The sequence below is a fragment of the Binatus sp. (SeqCode) genome (assembly GCF_050013435.1).
In the GTDB taxonomy this organism is placed as follows: Bacteria; Desulfobacterota; Binatia; order Binatales; family Binataceae; genus Binatus.
In genome coordinates, this window is record NZ_JBEKFG010000144.1 from 1 (window position 1) to 3,200 (window position 3,200).

A 3,200-nucleotide genomic window follows, 5' to 3' on the forward strand; every position below is an offset into this window, starting at 1 on the left:
CAGGATAATCGTCCCAAAGAGATCGACGTGTGAAATCGGATTCAGCGTGAGCCGTCCGGCGCGAAGCGCGGTATCATCGCCAAGCCACAGCGCTGCCACGCCATGCATAACCTCGTGCGCGATGATCGCGAAGAGGATCGCCGGCGCGACTATGCAGATGGTCGCGATGCTTCCGTTCAGATCGCCCAAGTCAGTCCGTGCCCTCCGCCATGCTCGCGCGAGTCGCGCGCGGATGAAAGGTGCGATGCACCTTGCGCAGGTGGCTCTTGGAGAGATGAGTGTAGATCTGCGTGGTCGAGATATCGCTGTGGCCGAGCATCTCCTGCACGGCGCGCAGATCCGCGCCGCCCTCGAGCAGATGCGTGGCGAAGCAATGGCGCAAGGTATGCGGGCTGACCCATGCCAGACGCGGATCGGCGGCGGCCCATCCTTTGAGCGCCTTGAAAAATCCCTGCCGGGTCATCGCGCGGCCGAGTCTCGTAATGAAAACCGCGGAGACGCGGCGCGGAACTGTTTTCCTGGCGCGGGTCCCGTCGCCGGCCGGATTGAGAATTTCATCGCGCCGCTCCAAGTAGACGTTCAGCGCGCGAATCGCGGCGCCACCCATCGGCACCATCCGCTCCTTGCTGCCCTTGCCGAGCACGACCACGGCGCCGGCCGCGAAATTTACCTGATGCAGTTGCAGGCCGACCAGTTCCGAAACGCGCAGCCCGCATCCGTAAGCCATTTCGAGCATCGCGCGGTCGCGCAATCCGCGGGCATCGCGCGCGTCGATCGCGGCGATGAGATTTCCAACGTCGGCGGGCGACAGGGTGCGCGGGAGTTTGCGCGGATGCGGCCTGAGCTTCAGGGCCGGCGCCGGATCGCGTTCGATGATTTTCTCGTCCACCAGCTCGCGCGCAAGCCCGCGCAGACTGGCGAGATGGCGGCGCTGCGAACTGACCGCCAAGCCGCGATCCGCCAGCGCTTCGAGGTACGCGGTCAGGGTGGCGGCGTCGAGTTGCGACGGCGTCAGCCCGGCCGTGCGGCACCACGATTGAAAAACGCTGAGGTCATGCGCGTATGCGTCCATCGAATGACGGCTGAGCCCGCGCTCGACGGCCTGGCGCGACAAATGGCGATCGATCAGCTCGTCCCAGCCGGCGGTGCTCACGCGGTTGCTCCTTCGCCGGGATTCTGTTCGACCTTTTCGAGCAGGGCGGCGCGCAGCTCCCGCATCCGATCGAGATCCTCGATTTTTCCGCCCGCGCGATCGCTCACGTAAAAGACATCGAGCGCCTGATCGGCGTTGGTCGAGATGCGCGCGAGGTGAATCAGCAGGCCGAGCCGGTAGAGTGTGTGGGTGATCGCGAACAGCAGTCCGACGCGGTCCTGGGTGAATACGTCAATCACGGTGAACTGCTCGGAGCTGCGATTGTCCACCGTGACCTCGGTCGGCACGTGGCGCACGAACTTGCGGCCGGCGCTCTGCACATGATGCGCCGCGGCGACCAGTCCCGCGATGTCCTGCTGGCCGGTGATGACGCGCTCGAGGTCGCGCTCGACGCGCAGCCAGCGGTCGTCTTCCATCGCCATCGAGCCGGCGCCCATCTGATGTGACACGCGAAACACGTCCATCGCGACGCCGTTGGTGCGGGTGGTGATTCGGGCCGACAGGATATTGAGATTGTTGGCGGTCAGCGCACCCGCGATCATCGAGAATAGTCCCGGCTGATCGCGCGTCACGACGATAAACTCGCTGAACTCCAGCTCGGGGAAATGCCTGATGCGGCAGACCAGCGGACGGTCCTCGAGCGAGCGCATCAGATCGAAGTGCAGCGGAATGTCGGTTTCGGGCACGGTGAAGAAATAGCGGTCGGGCATCTGGGCGAGGAACTCGGTGACGTCGCGGTCCGGCGCGGCGGCGGCGAGCAGAGTCGCGCGGACGGCAGCCTTGACGGTAGCCAGCCGGCGCGCGGGATCGACCGCCTCGCGATCGCCCTGCTCGAGGACCTTGAGCGCTCGCATGTAGAGATCGCCCAGCAGCATGTCGCGCCAATTGTTGTAAACCTTTGGCGCCACCGCGCGCATGTCGGCATAGGTGAGCAGGTAGAGCGCCTTGAGGCGATCGATAGAGCCGACGGTGCGCGCAAATTCCTCGACCGTAGTGTGATCGTCAAGGTCACCCTTCTGCGCGACCTGGGACATCATCAGATGGTTGCGGACCAGGAACACGACCAGGTCGATTTCCTCGCTGTTCAGTCCAAGCCGCTGCGACACTTCCGCGGTCAGGCCGGCGCCGCGCTCATGATGGTCATGGCCGTGGCCCTTGCCGATGTCGTGCAGCAGCAGCGCCAGGAACACCAGCGGCAGGTGGTCGAGTTCGCGCGCGACCTCGGTGAGCAGAGGAGTGGGATCCTTGAATTCTCCCGTGCGCAGGCGTTCGAGTTCGCGCACCGCCACCAGCGAATGCCGGTCAACAGTGTAGATATGGTAGAGGTCGTGCAAAACGCGCGCGTAGAGGTTGCCGAACTCGGGGATTATCGCGCCGAGCACGCCCGACAGATGCATCGCTTCGAGCGTTTCGGCAACGCGCTGGCGCGCCGACAGAATCGTCATCAGGGCGGCGCCGACGCGCGGGTCTTTGCGCATCTCGTCGCCGATCAATTCGAGATTGTCGCGCACCAACTGGTAGCCGCTGCCTGAAAGGCTCACGTTCTGCGCCTGGCAGTCCGCGTAGATCGTGATCAGGTTGAGCGGATCGCGTTTGAAAAAATCGGGCTCGGCGATGCTCAGCAGATTACGCTGAACGATTACCCCGGGGCGAATCTTGCGGGTCGGCGTGCGCCGAAAAAACCGCCCGCCGGGACTGTTCTCGGTCACCCGCGCGATCAGCCCCTCGGCAAAGCGATGGACCGTCGAGGCGTGCTGGTAGTACGCGCGCATCAAAGCGGAACCCGCCGCCTGTCCTTCCTCGGGCTGGAAGCCCAGCAGCGGCTCGATCCGTTCCTGCATCTCGAAGGTGAGCTGATCGAAATGGCGCCCGGTCAAAAAATGCAGCGAATTGCGCACCCGCCAGAGAAAATCGCGCGCCTCGATCACTTCGGCCGCTTCAGGCTCGGTGATGACGGCCCGTTGCACCAGCTCTTCGAGCGAATGCACTTTGTATTTGACCTTGGCCAGCCACATCGCGGTGTGAAGATCGCGCAGCCCGCCTTCGC

2 protein-coding genes and 1 pseudogene are annotated in these 3,200 nt (G+C 64.2%); all 3 read right to left on the reverse strand.

The genetic code is table 11. The features are described 5' to 3' along the window. Positions 1 to 189, reverse strand: a pseudogene (locus ABSB13_RS16945) (site-2 protease family protein); the annotation flags it as partial. Between the two features lies 1 nt (position 190). Beyond that, positions 191 to 1,153: a tyrosine recombinase gene (locus tag ABSB13_RS16950; RefSeq protein WP_428110527.1), complete on the reverse strand. Its 963-nt coding sequence runs from the start codon at positions 1,151 to 1,153 to the stop codon at positions 191 to 193. Continuing rightward, positions 1,150 to 3,200 (reverse strand): [protein-PII] uridylyltransferase (gene glnD / locus ABSB13_RS16955; RefSeq protein ID WP_428110529.1); only part of this gene is annotated, 2,051 nt, incomplete at its 5' end. The genes glnD and ABSB13_RS16950, both read right to left, overlap by 4 nt.